General features: G+C 54.0%; 16 protein-coding genes and 2 tRNA genes. 7 read left to right on the top strand and 11 right to left on the bottom strand.

Annotated features, from left to right (window positions below; genetic code table 11):
• Nucleotides 1–65 precede the first annotated feature (65 nt).
• The 5 genes from B5F17_RS02295 (at nucleotide 66) to B5F17_RS02275 (ending at nucleotide 5,380) form a co-directional block, all read left to right on the top strand.
• Complete coding sequence (locus B5F17_RS02295) at nucleotides 66–323, top strand: zinc ribbon domain-containing protein (protein ID WP_051113171.1); 258 nt, start codon at nucleotides 66–68, stop codon at nucleotides 321–323.
• Between the two features lie 6 nt (nucleotides 324–329).
• A complete protein-coding gene (locus B5F17_RS02290; RefSeq protein WP_087370325.1) occupies nucleotides 330–998 on the top strand; it encodes a response regulator transcription factor in 669 nt (222 codons plus the stop codon).
• Nucleotides 998–1,894 carry a sensor histidine kinase gene (locus B5F17_RS02285; RefSeq protein WP_242968690.1) on the top strand — a complete coding sequence of 299 codons (897 nt, stop codon included), beginning with the start codon at nucleotides 998–1,000 and terminating at the stop codon, nucleotides 1,892–1,894. The genes B5F17_RS02290 and B5F17_RS02285 overlap by 1 nt, the downstream gene beginning before the upstream one ends.
• A gap of 157 nt (nucleotides 1,895–2,051) precedes the next feature.
• Nucleotides 2,052–2,717 (top strand): ABC transporter ATP-binding protein, encoded by a 666-nt coding sequence (locus B5F17_RS02280; RefSeq protein ID WP_087370320.1) that lies wholly within the window; start codon nucleotides 2,052–2,054, stop codon nucleotides 2,715–2,717.
• A gap of 5 nt (nucleotides 2,718–2,722) precedes the next feature.
• Nucleotides 2,723–5,380 (top strand): ABC transporter permease, encoded by a 2,658-nt coding sequence (locus tag B5F17_RS02275; RefSeq protein WP_087370318.1) that lies wholly within the window; start codon nucleotides 2,723–2,725, stop codon nucleotides 5,378–5,380.
• A gap of 178 nt (nucleotides 5,381–5,558) precedes the next feature.
• On the opposite strand, the gene B5F17_RS02270 is transcribed toward B5F17_RS02275, so the two are convergent.
• From B5F17_RS02270 to B5F17_RS02250, 5 genes are all read right to left on the bottom strand, one after another.
• Nucleotides 5,559–6,095, bottom strand: coding sequence for a hypothetical protein (locus B5F17_RS02270; RefSeq protein WP_087370315.1), 537 nt, complete (start codon nucleotides 6,093–6,095; stop codon nucleotides 5,559–5,561).
• Nucleotides 6,092–6,814: a permease prefix domain 1-containing protein gene (locus tag B5F17_RS02265; RefSeq protein ID WP_087370313.1), complete on the bottom strand. Its 723-nt coding sequence runs from the start codon at nucleotides 6,812–6,814 to the stop codon at nucleotides 6,092–6,094. The genes B5F17_RS02270 and B5F17_RS02265 overlap by 4 nt, the downstream gene beginning before the upstream one ends.
• 22 nt (nucleotides 6,815–6,836) lie before the next feature.
• A complete protein-coding gene (locus B5F17_RS02260; protein ID WP_087370311.1) occupies nucleotides 6,837–7,172 on the bottom strand; it encodes a PadR family transcriptional regulator in 336 nt (111 codons plus the stop codon).
• A gap of 134 nt (nucleotides 7,173–7,306) precedes the next feature.
• Nucleotides 7,307–9,436 (bottom strand): ABC transporter permease, encoded by a 2,130-nt coding sequence (locus tag B5F17_RS02255; protein ID WP_087370309.1) that lies wholly within the window; start codon nucleotides 9,434–9,436, stop codon nucleotides 7,307–7,309.
• A 7-nt stretch (nucleotides 9,437–9,443) separates the two neighbouring features.
• The gene (locus tag B5F17_RS02250; protein ID WP_087370307.1) at nucleotides 9,444–10,184 is read right to left on the bottom strand and encodes an ABC transporter ATP-binding protein; all 741 of its coding nucleotides are present in this window, start codon (nucleotides 10,182–10,184) and stop codon (nucleotides 9,444–9,446) included.
• 226 nt (nucleotides 10,185–10,410) lie between these two features.
• Between B5F17_RS02250 and B5F17_RS02245 the strand changes: the two genes are divergently transcribed.
• Entirely contained in the window at nucleotides 10,411–11,112 is a 702-nt protein-coding gene (locus B5F17_RS02245) for a LytR/AlgR family response regulator transcription factor (protein ID WP_087370305.1), read from the top strand.
• A gap of 2 nt (nucleotides 11,113–11,114) precedes the next feature.
• A complete protein-coding gene (locus B5F17_RS02240) occupies nucleotides 11,115–12,440 on the top strand; it encodes a sensor histidine kinase (RefSeq protein ID WP_087370302.1) in 1,326 nt (441 codons plus the stop codon).
• Between the two features lie 80 nt (nucleotides 12,441–12,520).
• On the opposite strand, the gene B5F17_RS02235 is transcribed toward B5F17_RS02240, so the two are convergent.
• The 6 genes from B5F17_RS02235 to B5F17_RS02205 all read right to left on the bottom strand — a co-directional run bounded on the left by B5F17_RS02235 (nucleotide 12,521) and on the right by B5F17_RS02205 (nucleotide 18,385).
• Nucleotides 12,521–12,597, bottom strand: a tRNA-Arg gene (locus tag B5F17_RS02235).
• Between the two features lie 346 nt (nucleotides 12,598–12,943).
• Nucleotides 12,944–13,020 (bottom strand) — tRNA-Arg (locus tag B5F17_RS02225).
• Nucleotides 13,021–13,123: 103 nt separating this feature from the next.
• Nucleotides 13,124–14,371 (bottom strand): M16 family metallopeptidase, encoded by a 1,248-nt coding sequence (locus B5F17_RS02220; protein WP_087370298.1) that lies wholly within the window; start codon nucleotides 14,369–14,371, stop codon nucleotides 13,124–13,126.
• Between the two features lie 186 nt (nucleotides 14,372–14,557).
• Nucleotides 14,558–15,613, bottom strand: coding sequence for a DUF4179 domain-containing protein (locus B5F17_RS02215; protein WP_143287654.1), 1,056 nt, complete (start codon nucleotides 15,611–15,613; stop codon nucleotides 14,558–14,560).
• Nucleotides 15,597–16,091, bottom strand: coding sequence for an RNA polymerase sigma factor (locus B5F17_RS02210; RefSeq protein WP_016147534.1), 495 nt, complete (start codon nucleotides 16,089–16,091; stop codon nucleotides 15,597–15,599). The genes B5F17_RS02215 and B5F17_RS02210 overlap by 17 nt, the downstream gene beginning before the upstream one ends.
• Nucleotides 16,092–16,264: 173 nt before the next feature.
• On the bottom strand, nucleotides 16,265–18,385 hold the full coding sequence (locus B5F17_RS02205; RefSeq protein WP_087370294.1) for a polyribonucleotide nucleotidyltransferase: 2,121 nt from the start codon (nucleotides 18,383–18,385) through the stop codon (nucleotides 16,265–16,267).
• Nucleotides 18,386–18,448 lie beyond the last annotated feature (63 nt).

Here is an 18,448-nt window from a genome sequence, read left to right as displayed (position 1 = left end):
TACAGGTACGGGCGGTATGATGGAAAGGAAAATACAAAGATTGTGAGATGATCCCAATGCAGCCCATGAAATTCTGTCAAAGCTGCCGCCTTCCGCTCGTGCCGCAGGTGCAAGGCACCGAAGCCGACGGTTCTAAAAGCGAGAGCTACTGCATGTATTGTTATCAGAACGGTGCATTCACCGAAGAGCTGACCATGGAAGACATGATCACGCGGCGTGCACCTGTATTTGCAAATTCCAATCCCGATATGACCATTCAAGAGGCGTTTGATCTGCTGCACGAGCTGCTTCCCAAGCTCGAACGCTGGAAAACGATTGGGTGACCGGCGATGCCTCAGATTTTACTGCTTGAAGATGACGCTGCCCTGTCGAGCGGCATTGCACTGGCGCTCAAAGCGGCCGGTCGGGTCGTCCCCTGTGCCGATCTGGCCGCAGCGCGGCAGGCGCTGTCCGCCCAACACTTCGATCTTCTGCTGCTCGACGTCAATCTGCCCGACGGCTCAGGTCTGGACTTATGCCGCGAAGTGCGCCGCACCTCATCGGTGCCCATCCTCTTTTTGACCGCACGCGATGCCGAGTACGACGAGGTCGCCGGTCTGGAAGCCGGTGCAGACGATTACATCGTCAAGCCCTTCAGTCTGGCCGTGCTACGCGCTCGCGTTGGCGCCGCCCTGCGGCGTTCCGTTCAACCCGCTGAGGTCATCCAGGTAGGCGATCTGACACTGGACTTTTCCCGTCAGCTCTTTCAGCGCGGTAATGAGCCGCTGACGCTCAGCCGCACCGAACAGCGGCTACTGCGGCTACTGACCCAGAACGCCGGTCGGACGCTCTCCCGCGAAATTCTGCTCGAACAGGTGTGGGATGGCGGGGAATTTGTGGATGAAAACACGTTATCGGTCACCATTCGCCGTTTGCGGCAGAAAATCGAAACCGATCCCAAAAAGCCGGTCTATCTGCGCACGGTTTACGGCATTGGTTACGTCTGGGGAGAGGCATGATGGCACAAATTCTATTATTGCTCGCTGCCGCCGTGCTGCTGTGCGTTTCTGTCATGCTATTCTTTCGCACCCGGAAAACTCACGACCGGCTGGACAACATGATCGACTGCGCCATTCGCGGTGAATTTCAGCCCACGCGATACGACGAGAGCCAAATCTCACGTACCGAGCAAAAACTGGCGCAATATTTGTCCGCAAGTGTGCTGTCGCGCACGTCACTCGATGAAGATCGTGCACGCATTCAATCGCTCATCGGCGATATTTCCCACCAGACGCGCACGCCGATTGCAAATATTTTGCTCTACACCTCGCTGCTGGACGAGGAGCCTTTGACCGAGGAGCAGCACGCACTCGTCAAACAAGCCTGTCAGCAGGCTGAAAAACTGCGGTTTCTGATCGATTCTCTGGTCAAGACCTCGCATTTGGAAACCGGTCTGGTGCAGGCGCATCCGGTCACAAGCCCGCTCGCACCCATGCTGGAATCGCTCTATCAGACCTATCTGCCGGCTTCCCAGGACAAAAACATCGAGCTGACCGTCGCACCGACCACCGTTTCGGCGCACTTTGACCCCAAATGGACGACCGAAGCCGTGGGCAACCTGATTGACAACGCCATTAAGTACACACCCGAAGGCGGCATGGTTCAGATTACCGTGCAGGACGCGCCCATGTACTGCGCCGTATGTGTAGCGGACAGCGGCCCGGGTATCGCGGAAACCGAGCACGCCAAGATCTTCGCCCGGTTCTACCGTGCGCCCTCTGCCGCGCAGATTCCCGGCGTGGGCATCGGTCTGTACTTGACCCGTCAGATTTTACGCGCCCAGAACGGCTATATCAAAGTCAGCTCTGCGCCCGGAAAAGGTGCAGTCTTCTCGGCCTTTTTGCCAAAAAACTGAGCTCCAAGTCCCCTCCCGGATGCGGAGCTCTCTTTGCGTCCGCATAATTGTGACAAAAGTGTTAGATTTTTCTATCGATTTGTAAGGCTCTGGTAAGATTGTTTTGATATGATAGAGCCAGAACAAAACAGCATAACGCTTCAAGGAGGCTTTTTCTATGACAATCTTACAGACCGAACATCTGAAAAAATATTACGGCGCAGGTGACACCCAAGTCCGTGCGCTGGACGGTGTAGATTTCTCGGTAGAGAACGGTGAGTTTGTGTCCATCGTCGGTACATCGGGTTCGGGTAAATCCACCCTGCTGCACATGCTCGGCGGTCTGGATCGTCCGACCTCCGGTAAGGTCTTTGTGGACGGTCAGGACATTTTCTCTCTCAAAGACGACGCACTCACTATCTTCCGCCGCCGCAAGATCGGATTTGTCTTCCAGAGCTACAATCTGGTTCCCGTCCTCAACGTGTACGAAAACATCGTCCTTCCCATTGAGCTCGACGGCAACCCGATCGACAAACCCTATGTCGAGGAAATCCTGTCAGTGCTTGGTCTGGATGCCATGCAGCACCGTCTGCCCAATCAGCTGTCCGGCGGTCAGCAGCAGCGCGTCGCGATTGCCCGCGCGCTGGCGACCAAACCCGCCATTATTCTGGCAGACGAGCCGACCGGCAATCTGGACTCGCGCACCTCGCAGGATGTGCTGTCGCTGATGAAGGTAACCGGTGCAAAATTCGGTCAAACCATCGTGATGATTACCCACAACGAGGAGATCGCGCAGCTGTCCGATCGTATCATCCGCATCGAAGACGGCAAGATTCGGAGGTGAGCACCATGCGTCATGTTGCAAACCGCGCTTGTATTCGGCGCTTGTCCTTCCGCGCATTTCGTGCCAACGGTACGCGCAATCTGATTGCCATTCTGGCAATCCTGCTCACCACCGTGCTCTTTACCTCGCTGTTCACCATTGCAATGTCCATCAACAACTCGTTTGAACAGTCCAACTTCCGTCAAATCGGTGGATTCAGCCACGGCGGCTTTAAGTATCTGACCGAAGAACAATACAACGAGCTCAAAGAAGACCCACTTATCAAGGAATACGGTCTGCGCCGTTTTCTTGGCATGCCCTTTGACGCGCCCTTCAACAAAAGCCATGTGGAAATCGGCTATTCCGATGCCAACCAAGCGCACTGGATGTACTGTAACCCGATCGAAGGTCGCCTGCCTGCCGAGGGAACCGACGAGGCCGCGACCGACACCCGTACACTTGCGCTGCTCGGTGTGGAGCCCAAGCTGGGCACATCCTTCACAGTAACCTTTGACGTAGACGGCAAGCAGACCACTCAGACGTTCACCCTGTGCGGCTGGTGGGAATACGACGAAGCCATCGTCGCAAATCACATTCTGATTCCCGAAAGCCGCGTCGATGCTGTTCTGGATGAACTAGATATCACACCACCCGGCAAGGACGGCATGACCGGCAGCTACAATCTGGATGTGATGTTTGACAACGCCGTGAACATCTCGGAAAAGATGGACACTGTGCTTGCAAATCACGGTTATCAGGATCAATCTCGCACCGAGGATGGCTATATCTCGACCGGTGTCAACTGGGGCTACACTGCGACCTCGCTCTTTTCCGAGATGGATGCAGGAACCATCCTCTCGATTCTCTGCATCCTAGTCCTCATCCTCTTCACCGGATACCTCATTATATATAATGTATTCCAAATTTCGGTCACAAACGATATCCGATTCTACGGTCTGCTCAAAACCATCGGCACCACCAGCCGACAGATTCGGCGTATCGTGCGCCAGCAAGCTCTTCTGCTCTCAATCTTTGGCATTCCGCTCGGTTTGATTGTGGGCTATGGCGTGGGGGCGCTGCTCACCCCGGTCGTCATCAGCCGACTGGATGGTATCCCGCACATTGCAACCTCTCCCAGCCCGGTGATTTTCATACTGTCTGCCCTCTTCGCTCTGCTGACCGTACTCCTGTCCTGCCGTAAGCCCGGACGCATCGCCGGTCGTGTCTCTCCCATTGAGGCCGTGCGCTACACCGAGGGCAGTAGCAAACGAACCCGGGAACGTCGGACACGCGGTGCAAAAATCGCACAGATGGCATGGGCAAACTTAGGACGCAACCGCAAAAAGACCGTGCTCACGGTCACCTCGCTCGCGCTGGCTGTTGTCCTGCTCACTCTAACCGTGATCTTTACCAGCGGCTTTGACATGGACAAATACATCTCGCGCAATATGATCAGTGATTTTGTCGTAGCCGAAGCCAGTTACTTCCAGACCGGCGGCGGATTCTCGGCAGATACTGCTCTGCCGCAGTCGGTGGTCGACACCGTAAACGCACAAGGTGGCATCGCCGACGGCGGTGTGGTCTATGGCCGCACGACATCGGTACAGGAATTTGTATCCGAGGACTGGTTCCGCACTTCAAAGTCCCATTATGCCGATCAGGAAGAACTGAATGCCATGCTTTCGGTTCGTGAAAGAGGTGCAGACGGCACGATCTTGGACGATGCCCAGATTTACGGCATGGATGATTACACTCGCGATCACCTGAACGTTTTGGAAGGTGACCTGTCTACCCTAGACCAGCCCGGAACACGCAATATTGCTGCGGTCTACTCCACGGACGACTATGACAATCCGGTTATGGACTCGCATTGGGCAAAAATCGGAGATACCGTCACCCTGCGCTATGTCGAAGAGTTCGAATTCTACGACCCATCCACCGGTGAGGTCTTAGACCCCGAGAATATCCCGGACGATCAGCCCTACCGCACCCGCGCAATCAAATATCGCGACATTGATTACACGGTCACCGCACTGGTTGACGTGCCCTACCCGCTTTCCTACCGCTACTATGGTTCGGATGAATTCATCCTCAACGACCAGACCTTTATCCAGGATTCGGGCACGTCCAGCATTATGCTGTACGCCTTTGATATGCAGGACGAGGCAGCAGTACAGAACATGGAAACTTTCCTTGCAGATGCCACGCAAAATGAGCTGTCAAGCTACGACTTTGAGAGCAAGGCCACCTATGCCGCCGAGTTTGAAGGCTTCCGCAATATGTTCCTGATGCTGGGCGGTGTGCTGAGCTTCATTGTGGGACTTGTCGGCGTGCTCAACTTCTTTAACGCCGTTTTGACCGGTATCATCACCCGCAAACGAGAGTTTGCCGTGCTGCAATCCATCGGCATGACCGGTCATCAGCTCAAAACCATGCTCATGATCGAAGGTTCTCTGTATACCCTGTCCGCAATCCTCGTGACTTTCGCCTTAAACCTTATCTTCAGTCCCCTGCTGGAACATGGTATGAATCAGATTTTTTGGTTCTTCTCCTATCACTTCACCGTAACGCCCATTCTCATCATGTTCCCCATCTTTTTGCTGCTCGGCGTGCTCATCCCGCTCGTCACCTATCACGCGACGAATAAACAAAGTATCGTCGATCGCATCCGCGAAAACGATTAACCTCCGCACCCCGAATTGAAGCTTTCGCCAGCCTTTCTCGAAAGGCTGCGGGTTCTCAGGGCAGAGCCCTGAGCCGGACTCCGCAGAGTCCGGAATCCCCTTTTGATTCCCGGTGTCCGCCCCGGGAATCAATCAAATATTCCAACCAAAAGACCGCTCCTCTCGGAGCGGTCTTTTTTTATCCAATCACTTCTTTTTCATATACCAAATTGCCCGCAGTGTCATACGCTCGAACATTCCCTTGCGCATTCTCCAAACCACTCGATATGACGGTCAAAATAATATCCTGTGTCCAGTCATCGGCTGCAATTACCGTGCCATCCTTGCAGACCCACTCAATCCGGGCAATGTCCGGGTTATGGCGCTTGCAAATATCATAACAAATCTCATCATTTCCACCCATCGTCGTATAGATCGGCGCACCATCCCGCGGCTCAAAGTCCATACTGCCGCCACCGCCGCCGGTATGCCAGAAAGGGCCGAATCGTTCGGTTCTATGGAACACATACTCGCCATCCACTGCACGCAGTGCATAAACATACCCATCCTCATACGCATCCCGGCGAATGATTTCGCAAGTACCATAACCCAGCTCCTCGACAGAAGCCAGGACACAGGCATCCGATGTCAAATACAGTGCCGCCCGCCAGAATACAACTGCCAGAATCACCAGCACAATGGCAAAATTGCGAACGGTCTTTACTCTGCGTGTCATGCGGCTCCCTCCTCTCGTGCGGGCAGCTCAATCTGTACGGTCGATTTCTCGGCATTCTTCCATTCCGGCCAGCCAATCGTCAGCGTGCACGCATCTCCGCCTACATTTTCACGCGTAACCCAGCCGACTGTAATGATTCCGCTGTAGGATGCACCACTTCCATTGTAATGCATGTCATCATCTACCAGAATCTCCGGTGAACTGACACCCCAAGCTGCACGTCCAATACTGTACGAATGATACCTGACGCACACATCTCCATTTTCCAGTCGTGCCACCCAATCAATCGTCACACGCTTGGGGCCCAATTCGAGCGTCTCGCCCACGTCAACCCAAGTGTCAACCGGCGCTTCAAATTCCACATTGGCTTTGCTGTAATCAACCATATTGTAAATCGACATTCCCAGCGAAGTCACCGTTCCAATCGCCATCGGCGCACCAAGCAGCACGCAAACCACAATGCACAGCACCTTACTGACAAACCACGTCCAATTTCCAACCGTGTTATGTGCCCGGTCGAGTGCGCGGCCGATCTCTCCCGGATCACCCATGTTTTCCACCGCCTGTGCATAAGCATCCCGCTCGCTCAGTCCCTCAAATTCCTGCAAATCGGCTGCGCTGTCGTCCAGATGATCCATCAGCTCGCGCCCGATCTGCTCGCGATCGGGGAAGAAACGTACTTGCCGGGTCACGGCTGTAATAAACTCTTGTGCCGTCATCGGCTCATTCCTCCTGTCTGTCTTACGCAAAGGCCGGGCCGTTCAGAATATGCGCCACGGCAGTCGAAAAGGTCGTCCACTGCTGCCGTTCCTCTATCAGCTGCTTTTTGCCCTGTTCGGTAATGCTGTAATACCGCCGCCGGCGGCCATCCACCACCTTTTCATAGGAGCGGATGCAGCCCTCGGCCTCCAATTTGTGCAAAACCGGGTACAGCGTCCCCTCTTTGAATGCAAATACATTCTGGGAACGCTCGGCCAGCGTGCGGATGATGTCATATCCGTAACGGTCGCTCTCGCTGAGCAGCGACAGAAGCAACAGGCGCGTGCTTCCACCAATCAGGTTCTTATCCAGTTCCATAAGAATCCTCCTCTCCTATACCTAGAAGTTCTATGTATTCTGTGTCTTCATTATACCTCGGACTTCTAGGTATGTAAAGAGCTTTCCCAATATCCACACAAAAAAACGCTCCCAGAACGGGAGCGTTTTTCATCTCAGATACCCAGCAGACGACAGACTTGCTTTCTCGCACTGCGATACACGCCGTAAATCACAAGCGTACATGCCAAAACGATAATTAGACAAGCACCCATGCCGACAAGCTCCTGGAAGGTGAACTGGTTGTCGTTCAAATACATAATCATGGCATACAGGGCAAAAATACCGGTCGTACCCACGATGCAGGGCGTAATAAACACGCGGCTGACCTGTCCACGGACGGTGCGAAACAGATAATCTCGGCTGGCACCCAGGTGGCGCAAATCCTCATAGAGCTGCTTGTTGGCCAGCGCAATGGTCAAACACCGCGTGTACGCGATGATAATAACCGCCGCAAAACATATAATTGCAATAAAGATGAACAGCATCAAATAGACCGCCATCGTGCGCACAAAGTCATTCTGATCGAGTACGCGGAACTGGGGCATGTACTTCCAGTACAGCCGGAAATCTGAGGAATCTCGCTGGTCGTAGTCGATGGGACTGAGCTGATATTTGGCCAGATTTTCGGGTGCCATGGCGTATTCTTTCCCAATCGACTGGTAGTATTGCTCGGCACCGATGTTATAGGCGTCGATGACCTCCACTTCCGGGCCGGAACGGTCGACGATGGCGTAAAACAGTCGTTTTGCAAACGCATAGCTAGCGTCACAATCATCGACGTTAAAGAACACGATATGGTCAAACCATTTACGCTCATCCAGCCCGCGGGTGATGGTCTCATAGTCTCCATCATCCAGCACATAGCGGCCAAACAGCATGGTATAACACAGCGGTGCATCGCTGTTCGGGATGACATGCATCACCTCACCGGTCACCAGATTGGTCAGACGGGTAACATCCGGGTCAAACATGTTTTGATTGTCCCCGTTGTCATCACAAACCGCGCGGATGTGTCCGGGCTGCACATCGATTTGCTGACCGGTCAGCGCATTGTACGTGCGCTCGGACAGCACGATCTCAGACGACAACATTTCCACATACTCAGTCGTGTACGTCGTGCCGACCGGGGTTTCGGTCTCGATCTGCGTCGTGCCGTCCACGCCCAGCTCAGCGCCTTCGCCCTCCACCCAGCTCGTAATGGTCACGTCTTCCTCTTTGGCCATCTCACGCACCTCGGATTCGGTCACCATATTCTGGTCTGCGCGATAGTGATAGGCGTAGTCGATCGGTCGCTCAGCATACCCCATCATGGCACCGACACCCAGCATGGGCGTGTAGAACGACGCAAAATACGCACCCGCAATCAGCACGGTGATGACCAGCATGTTGCGCACGGTCTGGCGGCCCTGAAACTTCATGATCGATGTCGTGATGATGTGTTTATACCGGCTCTTTCCCCGTCGCCAGCCATTGACTACCGTGTGCAGCAAAAGCAGATACAGTCCGATAAACAGCGGGATATAACAGATGCCGCTCACGATAGACGGCGGATACCATCGCAGCACCCGGACGCAGAACGTCGGGGCAAGGTATCCCAGCAGACCGCCCACGATCATCAGCACGATGCCAACCGTTCCATACCACGCTTTCACTTCACGGATGGGCTCGGTCTTGTGCGACTCGTTGACGACATCGATGATATTGGTACGCCTCAAAAAACGTGCACCCATGACAAACAGCATAACGATGACGAAGACCGAAAAACAGAGTGCAAACAAACCGGCAGTCGGGTCAAAAGTCAGCACCATCTCTTCGCTGTCCACGACGACCAGACGGAACACTCGCCAGATCAGCCATGCGAGCGGCGCACCGAGTACTGCGCCTGCAATGCACGAGCCGAACGCAATACGGGCAAGATCAGCAAAAAGCAGGGTGCGAATCTGCTTTCTGGATGCCCCCAGCAGCAGAAACACACCAGTTTCTCGTGATTTTTGACGGAAGAAAATCGAACTTGCATAGAGGGTAAACATGGCGCAGCCCACGCAGGCCAATACAAAAACCATCATCACCTGTTTGCGGGAATCACCGCCCTCCGGCAAGACGGTCAGCACGGTCGGCGAGCGCATCATGGTGACGTAAGCCGTGATGAGCAGTACGGAGAAAAAGCTGCATCCGGTCAGCATGCGATAATGTCCCCGGTTTTTCCGTCTGAGCGCAGCGTATACTTCGGAAAATGTCCTCATATCTGACTCACTCCCTGCTCATTTCCTTAATTGCAGCCAGCAGATGATCCTGAAACGCTGAACGATCGCCCGCGTTGCGCAGCTCACGGTACACCACACCGTCTTTCATCAAAATGACGCGGTCACAGTACGAGGCCGAGAACGAATCATGCGTGACCATAAAAATTGTCGCGCCCAACTCCCGCCGCGCCTGCTCGAACGACTGAATGACCGCACGGGATGACTTGGAATCCAAGTTGCCGGTCGGCTCGTCGGCCAGAATGACGAGCGGGTGATTGATGAGTGCACGCGCAACCGCGGTGCGCTGCTTCTCACCGCCAGAAATCTCAGCGGGGTACTTGTGTTTGATGTGGTCAATGCCGAACAGCTCACACAGCCGGTCGGCCGTCTGCTCCATGTCACCGCCAGTATTGCCGCTGATGATGCGGGGCAGCATGATGTTATCTCGGACGGTCAGTCCATCGATCAGCATAAAGTCCTGAAACACAAAACCGAGCTTGGTGTTCCGCACCCGCGCAAGCGCATTCTCGTCCAGTGCAGCCAGCGCTGTGCCACCCAACAGAATTTCACCCGACTGAAACGGGATGTAGCACGAGATACAGTTGAGCAGCGTGGTTTTTCCCGAACCGGACGGCCCCATGACCGCGACAAACTCCCCTTTTTCAACCGACAAGGACACCCCTTTGAGTACCTCGTAGTGCTGTTTTCCTATCGCGTAGGATTTATGCAGATTTTTGACTTGCAGCATATACGCTCACCTCTCTCACTTTCTGTCCTCAGCATACACCCATCTGCATCGTGCCGCAAACCGCCTCGTCAGTTTCGGCACCTCTGCCGTAAATTTTTGCAGTCGGTTTAACGATGATGTAAAGTTTGGTCGTTCTGTTGTCAAGTCTAGCACCGCGTGCCATGTACAAAAGATAAGGATATGCTATAATGAAACCAGCTTATCAAGGAAAGGATTTTTTAACGCTATGCTGCGAATCGGTATCTGTGACGACGCGGCTGCTGCCCGTCTGGCACTGCACAGTGCACTCGAGCGCCTGTCCCCGGGCTGCGCCTGTTATGAATTTTCCTCGGGTGAAGGACTGCTGTCCTGGCTGGACAAACACCCCAACACCATCGACCTGCTGTTTTTGGATATCGAGATGGGGCAAATGTCCGGCATGGACGTGGCACGCGCCATCCGTGCTCAAGATCAGCGCCTGCACATTGTCTTTCTGACCGGCTATGCCGATTACGTCTTTGACGGCTATGCCGTTCGTGCACTCGATTACCTGCTCAAGCCGCTGTCGATGGACAAACTTTCTTCTGTGCTGGAACGCGCAGCACACGAGCTGGAAAACGATGCACCCGAAACCTTTTCGGTGCACAATTCCGATGGTTTGTTCCGCGTGCCCAAGCGTGATATTCTCTATTGTTACAGTGATCGCCGTCAGGTGCATCTGATCGCACGGACAGCCGAATATACATTTTATGACAAGCTCGATCAGGTTGAAGCAGCACTCGGTGCGGGATTTGTGCGCATCCATCAGCGCTATCTGGTTCGCATTTCGGCCATCGATCGGATTGAGGACAGCGCTGTTTTTCTGGGCAATCTGCGCTTGCCCATCAGCCGCGCCAATCGCGCCGCAGTCATGGCCGCCTGCGCCCGCGGTATGTTGGAGGACTTCTGAACATGAGCGTACTCTCTGGTTCTGTATACATCGCGCCACAGTTCTGGTATAAACTCATCATTGTGGTCGCCTTTAGTCTGCCCAGCGCCATCCTGCTCTGGCGACTTTTGGGCGCGTTCATCCCACAGCGCAAAACCCGAACGGCAGCCATCGTCGGTGTCACCGTCTTTTTTGTCTCGTTTGGTCTTCCCATCTATATTGGAGACCCCAACGTGCTCTATTTTTTCCCGGTATTCTCCAGTGCACTCCTGTACGCACTGCAAGGTGCACCGCTTCCACGCCTGACCTTCATCCTAAACTTTTTCTGTCTAGCCATTGAACTGGGTGCAATCGTGACCGCGATTGAGCATGCTCGCCCTTCGGGTATCCTGCTCGCCTATGCGGTGCTTCTTGCTTTGATCGTTCTTTTGACTGTCGGTTTCCGCCGTCTGCACCTCTTGCCTGATGAATATCCCGCGCTGTCCCCGAAGTTGTGGCGCGTCGCATTTATCATGGCTGTGTTTTCCTTTCTGGTGCTCCTGCTGTGCATTGCCATGCCCATCTTCCAGCCTTACTGGGGTGAATCCCCCTTGCAGGACGCGTTTAACTCCTTCTTTATCCTGCAGAGCTTTCTGATGACACCATTTATTTTGCTCTCCGTTCTGGTCAATCTCTATGTCGTGCAGCTCTTATCACGACACGAACAGCTTTTACAGGAACAGGCATTGTCCGAGGTCAATCGCGTGTACTACGACCAACTGGAACAATCTCAGATAGAGATGCGACGCTTGCGGCACGATCTGGCCAACCACCTGCAAACCATGCAGCAACTATCCGGCGATGCCCTGCATCGCTACATTGACGCACTGGCCGACACACCGGCCATGCAGCCGCGCAGACGTTATTGTGAAAATCAGATCGTCAATGCCGTCCTGCAAAACAAATCTGCACGCATCGAACAATCTGAGATCCAGGCGTCGTTCTCGGTCTCCCTGCCGAACGATCTCCCCTTGCAGGATATTGACCTGTGCGCACTGTTTGCAAACGGTCTGGACAACGCGATCGAAGCCTGTCTTGCACTCCCACCTGATACGCGTCGGCTATCGGTTCGCGCACGCACCGACAAAGGGCTATTTGTCCTGTGTATCCGCAACCGCACCGCAGATTGTTCCCCGCTGCAACCGGGTACGCTGCCGCAGAGCACAAAAAAAGACCGTGTCAATCACGGTCTGGGTCTGCGCAGCTTACAAGAAATTTGTACACGATATCACGGCGCGATGACCTTACAGCGCACGCATGGCATGTTTGAATTGTTAATCACAATTCCGCTGCCGCATGTTACAGATTAAAAAAACAGCCCGATCTCCCGCTCGAGATTGGGCTGTTTGCTTTTGGAGAAAAAGAAAACGGACATCCTTTCGGATGTCCGTGGTACGCCGGAAGGGATTCGAACCCCCGACCTTTTGGTTCGTAGCCAAACACTCTATCCAGCTGAGCTACCGGCGCATTTCGCAGTGCCGTTTGTCGACTGCTTGTATATAATATCATGCTACGACCAAGAAGTCAAGAAATTTTTTCTAGTTTTTTAAAAAAATTTGCGGTGCGATTTTTGTGACGTTTGATTGGTCAAAACATCACTATTTTTTAGATGCTTCCAAAACTCTCCGGATTCCTCGGGCCCGATATTCTCTGCTATTTGACTCATCCGGTACGTTAGACAAAAAACGTGACTGCTATTCTTCGGTAACTTCTTGCTTTTCATCATAATATCAAAAAACAGCCCAACCTCGCACTTGAGGTTGAGCTGCTTACTTTCAGAGAAAAAGAAAACGAACATCCTTTCGGATGTTCGTGGTACGCCGGAAGGGATTCGAACCCCCGACCTTTTGGTTCGTAGCCAAACACTCTATCCAGCTGAGCTACCGGCGCATTTCGCAGTGCTGTTCGCTGACTGCTTATATATAATAGCACGGTAGGATAGGGTTTGTCAACAAGTTTTTTCTGCAAACTTCAAAATTTTTTTGAGTCCCTCTTAGCCGATCAAGCTACGGTAATATGCCTCGTCTCCGGTATTACCGACCGCGCAGATCGAAGCCTGATCGAAACGGAACACTTCATTTGCCAGCGCACGCACCTGATCGGCCGTAACCGCATCATAGGCTGCAACCAGTTCGTCCGAGCTGACCACATGGTCGGTGAACAGCTCATAGCGTCCCAGATGATGCATGCGGGCATTGGTGCTTTCCAGACCCATGAGCAGATTGCTCTTGAGCTGTTCGCGGCAGCGGCTGAGCTCCTCGCGGGTCGGCCCCTCTGCGCAGAAATCACGCAGCACATTACAGATGAGCTTGGCTGCCTTGGCCTCGTCCTCCTGTCCCAAGCCAACATAGATCGAGAACATGCCGGTGTCCACATGGCTAGACGGGAAAGAATAGATCGAATAGCACATGCCGTTGCGCTCACGCACGGTCTGGAACAGGCGCGAAGACATACCGCCACCGATGATTGCATTCATAAGCTGGTATGCGTAGCGCTTATCGTCCAGCAGCGGCAGACCCGGGAATCCCAGGCACAGGTGATTCTGCTCAATCTCCTTGGAACGGATTACGACGCGCGGCTGGTAGTGTGCAGGCTCGATCTGGTTGCGTCCACTTCCCTGCATCTCACCGAACAGCTCACAGATATAGTCCAAATCGGCATCGCTGAAGCTGCCCGACAGGGCGACGACTGTATCTTCCGGGTGGTAATTCTTTCTAACGTAATCGTGCAGCGCCTTGGAATCCATGCGTGCAAGGGTTTCCTCGGCGCCCAGAATGGGTCGACCAAGCGCAGTTCCCTCGTAGCAAGCCTCGAACAGTTTCTCGGTTGCGACATCCTCAGGAGTATCCTCGTACATATCGATTTCTTCCAGAACGACACCGCGCTCAAGTTCAATGTCCTCATCGGCAAAGCTGGAGCACAGGAACATATCAGCCAGCAACTCAGCTGCCGTATGTAAGTGGGTATCGAGCACCTTCATATAGTAACAAGTACAATCCTTGGTCGTAAACGCGTTGGACTGTCCGCCCATCGCGTCCATCATCGACGCGATATGCCGTGCCGTGCGCTTCTCGGTGCCCTTAAAGATCATGTGCTCAATGAAGTGCGAGATGCCATTCTGCTCGGCGCTCTCGAACCGGCTGCCGTTTCCAATCCACACGCCGATTGCAGCTGACCGGACGTGGTCAATGCGCTCGGCGACCACACGCACGCCGTTGCGCAGGGTAATTTTCTGATACATAATTTAAACTCCACCGTTCCAAACATCCGACCGATTCGAATGTTTTCATCTATTTTCTGTTTTTATTATAGCATATCGCACCGTAAGACGGAACAGGAATTTGTATCAGGCCTGTGCACAAACTGGTCAGAATGGAAAAGCGGCCATCCCGCAAAGGACAGCCGCTTGCAATATTGGGTCTATGGTTTACTGCGCAGTCACTGGCAGCGTAACATCGCCTACCGTTACCGATTCCACATCATCAAGGTTATAAATGGCACTCTCATAGCATCCACTGAGGGTGAACGACCGATCGGACATATTGGCCGAGCCGCCGGCATAGGTGCCCAGATCGACGGTCTCGCCGCTCTTGAGCGTCATTACCACCGGGACATCACGCATCCGACGGAACGGAGAATCCTCTGGCTCACGTCCGCTTGTTGCCTCGTAGTTGTCTGCCATCTGCTGGGTTTCCGCATTGAATGCTTCGTAATATCCGCTCACACGGAAGCCAACCGGCGACAGTCTGACCTCAGTCACAGTTGCCGTACCGGCATCGGTCACAACCTGCACGGGGTCTGTCAGCAATTCCACGCTGCTGTCCTCATACTGGACATCAAAGCGCAGGTTCCAGCTTCCCTCGATCACCTGCTGCACGTCGCCGGTCTGGCTATCGTACACGGTCAGGTCGGACATACTCGCCTTAGCAGAGCCCATGGGAATGCTTCCATCGTCCACCGTGATCTGTTCTACGTACTGAATCTGATTGTCGTTCGGGTCTTCATCGACGAACCACGCGCCGCCATGACTGCCACCCAGATGGTTGAGGCTCACCGTCGCCTCACCAAACGACAGTGTCTTAGCGTCCGTGATATCCCAGCTGCTGCCGTCGTCCTTGGTCAGGGTAAAGACAACATTCAAATTGTGTTCATCACCCAAAATCGCATCAGCTGTGACCGTAATACCCGCATCAGTATCCGAAACGCCCAGCGGCTTGCCGATCTTGTCGATGATCTCGGTCTGTTCGGTACCAAAAATCGCAGAAAATGCATCGCTCGCCAGACCACTGTACACAGCGCCTGCGCCCATGGACATCACAGCCGCAACCGCTGCGATTGCAGCAACCGTGCGGCCAATCGGACGGCGGCGCTTTTTGGGCTGCACCGGCTCGAGCTGAGCGCGCATCAGGCGGTCTACCATGTTTTCTTTCTGTTCTTCGGAAAAATGCAGCTCACTCAGCATATCTTTATACTCCTTGTTCACAGGTCTTCCCTCCCAGTATGGTTCTCAGTTTACCGCGTGCGCGGTCAATACGGGTGTTGATGGTCGCCGGACGTTCTCCCAACATTTCTGCAATCTCGTGGGTCTTATAGCCCTCGTAATAGTGCAGATACAGCGGAATACGGTACTTATCCGGCAGCGACTGCACCGCAGTCATCAGACTGTCGTCCTGCATTTCGGGTGCTGCAACCTCGGCACAGGCTTCCATGTTGCACGTTCGCGTGCGCCAGCCGCTCTTGAGCACGTCCTTGCAGGCGTTGACAGCGGTGCGGATGATCCATGCCTTTTCATGCTCCCGGTCGCTGAATTTCTGCCCTGCGGTCAGGTATTTGAGAAAGACCGTCTGGCAGATATCCTCCGCGTCATGTGTGGATTTGAGGTAAGTATAACTGAGTCGCAAAATCAGATCGGAATAGGTATAAACCAAGTATTCCGCCTGCGTGCGGTCGAATGACTCCATAGGATTTGTCTCCTTCCCAGCGTGCCCGTTTGACCTAGGATCGGGCTTTTGATCGCTTTCACCTACAATACGAGCCGGAAGCGGGAATTCTCTCACAAGGAAAATAAAAATTTTGCTGCGTGTATTGGGACAAAAAAAGACCACGCGCGAAGCGTGGTCTTTGATAAACGGAATTAGAGCTTTTCCTCTTCCTTAACGTCCTTCATGGACAGGTTGATACGACCCTTGTCGTCGATCTCCATGACCTTAACATAGACCATGTCGCCGACCTGTACAGCGTCCTCAACCTTCTCGATGCGATGGTCAGCCATCTTGGAGATGTGAACCATACCATCCTTGTTGGCAGTCAGGTTAACGAATGCGCCGAAGTTCATCAGGCGAACAACCTTACCATAGTAGATTTCGCCGACCTCAGGCTCCTTAACGATTGCCTCGATCATGGACTTTGCAGCCTCACCGTCGGATGCCTTAACAGCAGCAATGGTGATGACGCCGTCGTCGTTGATGTCAACCTGTGCGCCGGACTCTGCAACAATCTTCTGGATCACGCTGCCGCCCTTACCAATAACCTCACGGATCTTGTCCGGATGAATCTGCATGGTGATCATCTTGGGAGCCCAAGCGGATACATCGTCACGCGGACGGTCAATTGCCTTGAGCATGATCTCGTCGAGGATGCCCAGACGTGCAACGCGGCACTTGCGGAATGCTTCCTTGATGACTGCCGGGGACAGACCGTCAACCTTGATATCAACCTGGATTGCAGTGATACCCTTCTTGGTACCTGCTACCTTAAAGTCCATATCGCCGTAGAAGTCTTCCAGACCCTGAATATCGGTGAAGGTGGTCTCCTGACCGTCGTCGGTAATCAGACCGCAGGAAATACCAGCAACCGGTGCCTTGATCGGAACACCAGCGTCCATCAGTGCCAGGGTCGAACCGCAGACAGAGCCCTGAGAAGTCGAACCGTTGGAGGAAACGACCTCAGAAACCAGACGCAGTGCGTAGGGGAACTCTTCCTCGGACGGGATAACCGGCAGCAGTGCGCGCTCTGCGAGTGCGCCGTGGCCGATCTCACGACGGCCGGGGCCGCGGGACGGACGGGTCTCACCGACCGAGAAGGACGGGAAGTTATAGTGATGGATATAACGCTTGGTCTTTTCGTCGAAAATGGTATCGAGCTCCTGTGCGTCGCCCAGAGTGCCCAGGGTGCAGATGGTCAGAACCTGAGTCTGGCCACGGGTGAACAGGCCGGAACCGTGTGCACGCGGCAGAACGCCAACCTCAGCAGCCAGCGGACGAACCTCTTCCATACCACGGCCGTCAACACGCTTGCCCTGAACCAGCCAGTTACGAACAATCTTCTTCTGCAGCTTGTCGAAGCACTCGGAGATCTCTGCGCCGTGCTCAGCGACGTACTCCTCGCCCAGCTCAGCCTCGAACTCGTCGCGAACGACCTTGATGCGTGCGTCGCGAACGGTCTTGTCGTCGGTATCCAGGCAGTACTCCAGCTTGCTGCGGCACTCAGCCTCGAGCTTGTCGAAGATCTCATGGTTGAGGTCGTGGTGCTCGTACTCAAACTTGGGCTTGCCGATCTGTGCCTTGATGTCAGCGATGAAGGCAACAACCTTCTTGATCTCCTCATGTGCAACCATCAGAGCGTTGAACATGTCGTCCTCAGGTACTTCGTTTGCGCCAGCCTCGATCATAACGATCTTGTCAGCGGTTGCGCAGACGGTAACGTCCATCTCGGAGCGCTTGCGCTGCTCAGCGGTCGGGTTGATGACAACCTCACCGTCAACGATGCCGACGTTTGCGCCGCCGATGACGTAGTCGAACGGGATATCAGAGATAGAAACCGCGATAGACGCGCCCAGCAGAGCGGTTACCTCGGGAGAGTTATCAGAATCGTTCTCCAGAACGGTGCAGACGATGGAAACGTCATTGCGCAGGTCCTTGGGGAACAGCGGACGCATGGGGCGGTCAATCTGGCGGGAAGCCAGGATCGCCTTCTCAGAGGGACGGCCCTCGCGGCGCATGAAGGAACCAGGGATACGGCCAACTGCGTACAGACGCTCCTCGAAGTCAACCGAGAGCGGGAAGAAGTCGATGCCGTCACGGGGCTTTGCCGAGGCGGTCGCGGTGACCAGAACAACGGTCTCGCCGTAGCGAACCAGGCAGGAGCCGTTTGCCAGCTGTGCCAGCTTGCCGGTCTCAACAACCAGCGGACGGCCAGCATAAGTGGTCTCAAACACGCGGTGGTCCTTAAATTCAAAGTGGTTGATGTTGCTCATTTAAGAATGCCTCCTTAATGATGGAAATTGCAGGCGGCATTGCAGCATTAGCACTTGAAGCGC

This window comes from Butyricicoccus pullicaecorum, from assembly GCF_002160355.1.
Lineage (GTDB): Bacteria > Bacillota > Clostridia > Oscillospirales > Butyricicoccaceae > Butyricicoccus > Butyricicoccus pullicaecorum.
This window is presented reverse-complemented; position numbering and strand designations above follow the sequence as displayed.